Origin of the sequence: Hallella bergensis DSM 17361 (assembly GCF_000160535.1) — a bacterium.
GTDB lineage: Bacteria > Bacteroidota > Bacteroidia > Bacteroidales > Bacteroidaceae > Prevotella > Prevotella bergensis.
On the sequence record NZ_GG704780.1, the window covers coordinates 768,536 to 771,497 of the forward strand.

The 2,962-nt window shown below is 49.7% G+C and carries 4 protein-coding genes; all 4 read left to right on the top strand.

What is annotated here, in order from left to right:
- On the top strand, positions 1-1,014 hold a 1,014-nt coding region (gene traJ, locus HMPREF0645_RS02940), incomplete at its 5' end, for a conjugative transposon protein TraJ (RefSeq protein WP_007173354.1).
- 47 nt (positions 1,015-1,061) lie between these two features.
- Positions 1,062-1,685, top strand: a complete 624-nt coding sequence (gene traK, locus HMPREF0645_RS02945) for a conjugative transposon protein TraK (RefSeq protein ID WP_007173355.1) — start codon at positions 1,062-1,064, stop codon at positions 1,683-1,685.
- Positions 1,686-1,689: 4 nt separating this feature from the next.
- Positions 1,690-1,986 carry a hypothetical protein gene (locus HMPREF0645_RS13215; RefSeq protein WP_007173356.1) on the top strand — a complete coding sequence of 99 codons (297 nt, stop codon included), beginning with the start codon at positions 1,690-1,692 and terminating at the stop codon, positions 1,984-1,986.
- On the top strand, positions 1,979-2,962 hold a 984-nt coding region (traM, locus tag HMPREF0645_RS02950), incomplete at its 3' end, for a conjugative transposon protein TraM (RefSeq protein ID WP_007173357.1). The genes HMPREF0645_RS13215 and traM, both read left to right, overlap by 8 nt.

Genomic DNA, 2,962 nt, shown 5'->3' on the forward strand with positions numbered 1-2,962 from the left:
CTGCTACGCTCAACCTATGACGAGATGATGCCGCTCTGTGCCCAGATGACAGGCATTGCCAAAGGCATTGCGGGCTTGGGTGCACTCTTTTATATTGCCCTTCGGGTGTGGGCTTCCATTGCCCGTGCCGAGGCGATAGACGTTTTTCCACTTCTCCGACCCTTTGTCTTAGGCTTTTGCATCATGTTCTTCCCGACCGTTGTACTGGGTACGATGAATGCCGTACTCTCACCTGTGGTGCAGGGAACGGAGATGATGGTACATCAGCAGGAAGGCAACTTGGCGGAACTGACCGCAAAAAGGGATAAGCTGCAGGAGGAAGCCTACCTCAGGAATCCCGAGACGGCTTATTTGGTTTCCAACGAAAAGTTCGACCAGAAGATAGAGGAAATGGGCATTATCGGTCCGGAAGATGCCGTGACGATTGCGGGGATGTATGCCGAGCGTGCCGCCTATCAGACCAAGCAATGGTTCATGAAACTTGTTCACGACTTTTTGGAATTGCTGTTTCATGCTTCGGGACTCATCATCGACACGCTTCGCACCTTTATTCTGATTGTCCTTTCGATACTCGGACCTATCGTGTTCGGCATAGCCGTATGGGATGGTCTTGCAGGCTCACTTACGGCATGGTTCTCACGCTATATATCGGTCTACCTGTGGCTGCCTGTCAGCTCTATTCTTACGGCACTGCTTACCAAGATGCAGGTGTTGATGATGCAGAAAGACATCGATGCGCTCAGCGATCCGAACTATCTGCCTGATTCGGGAACGTGGTATTACATCGTCTTCTTCCTTATCGGTATTGTAGGCTACTTCTGTGTACCTACCGTGGCAGGTTGGATTATTGAAGCTGGTGGCGGTATCGGCTCCTACGGACGCAATGTCAACCAGACTGCACAGCGTGGCGCTCAAGGTGCATATACCGGCGGCAAGGCTGCCATGGCAGGCGCAGGTGCCGCTGTGGGAAATGTCGGTGGACGTATCAAGGGAGCGCTGCTCAAAGGAAAATAGAAATGGAGCAACTATGCTTAATTAATCAACAGGTATAAAAGAAAAAAATGGAATTCAAATCACTTAATAATATCGAGACCTCATTCAGACAGATACGGCTCTATGCCTTTGTCTTTGCCATCGTATGTGTGGTAGTAAGCGGTTATGCTGTCTATGCCTCGTACACCTTCGCCAAGGAGCAGAGGGAGAAAATCTATGTGCTTGACCAGGGAAAGTCGCTCATGCTGGCTCTCAGTCAGGATGCAAGTAGAAACCGTCCCGTGGAGGCAAGAGAACACGTGCGTCGTTTCCACGAGCTCTTCTTCACCATTGCGCCCGACAAAAACGCCATCGAGGGGAATATGCAACGAGCCTTCCTGCTTTGTGACAAGTCGGCTTTCAATTATTACAAGGACTTGGCAGAGAAAGGCTATTATAACCGTGCCATATCGGGTAATATCAATCAGCGCATAGAGGTGGACTCTATCCGCTGCAACTTTAATACTTACCCTTATGCGGTAACGACTTATGCACGGGAGTTTATCGTCCGTCAGAGTAACGTTACAGAGCGCAGTCTTGTAACGACCTGCACGCTGCAGAACTCTGTCCGCTCGGACAACAACCCGCAGGGCTTCCTGATGGAGAACTTCCTCGTTAAGGAGAACAGGGACATACAGACTTATAAACGATAAGGTTATGGCAAGAAAAGTAAACTATTTGCTCGCTCACCATTATCTGAGATTTCACCTTTGGCTCCGCCATCGTTGTGAAAAGCTCACGATAAGACAGCGTAAGACTATCGTCTATGGGCTGAGTTTCATCTATCTGCTCTGTTCCCTTTGGATGATAGCGCAGTTCTTCCTTCCTCCAAAGAAGGAAAAACTACCCATCCCCACGAGAAAGCTGAGTCCGATACGGACAGACAGCACTTTACACGAGTTACACGGCAATTTTTACCTACAACATCATCAAACAATCAAAGAAAATGGATAATAAACAGAAAGAACAAATGAAGAAAGGCTTGGTCTTCGGAGGATTAGGACTGCTGTTTGCCCTCTCTATGTGGTTTATCTTCGCACCATCGGGCAAGGATAAGACCGCAGCGGAGCAGGGGCTCAATGACAGCATTCCGCAGGCAACGCCCGAGCAGCTTACGGGCAACAAGCTAAAAGCCTACGAATTAGGCGACAAGGCACACGAGGAGGGACAGACCCGCGAGGAGATGGGCAGGCTATCGGACTACTTCGCACAGAGTACTGTTCCATCAGAGGCGCAGCGTGCAGAGACAGCAGCATCTACGGCAAAGATAGAAAACTCCATGCATCGCTATGAGGAGAACAATCGTCTGTTAAACTCTTTTTACGCTCCTGACCCAAACGAAGCGGAACGTGAAGCCTTGCGCTCGGAAATAGATAACCTTAAAAAGGAACTCTCTGACAAAGACAGCAGGGAGGACAATGAAGAGAAACGGCAGCTTGCCTTGATGGAAAAGAGCTATCAGATGGCAGCGAAGTATCTTCCTAAGACATCATCGGTTCCTCCGTCATTGGAGAATGCTTTTACGAATGATAAAGGAAACACACCCACAATCACCGATATTGGAACAGAAAAGGAACAGGGGCAAGCCAACACTCCTATAATGGAGGTCTTGGCGGAACGCAAACAGGTGGTGTCTTCGCTCGGGCAGCCGATGAGCGATGCAGATTTCATCAAGGAATACGGCAAGAAGGCTCGCAACTTGGGTTTTCATTCGCTCGCAAGCACGGTTGCACCTACGATGCGCAACACGCTCAAAGTGGTGGTGGACAGGACAACCACGCTCAAGGAGGGCGACAATGTGGTACTCCGCCTGTTGGAAACTGCCAAGGTAGAGGGGCTGCGCATTCCACGTCAAAGCCGACTCATAGCCATTGCCAAGATTGAAGGCAACCGTATGCACCTGCTCATTAAGAGTATTGAGGTTGGTGGG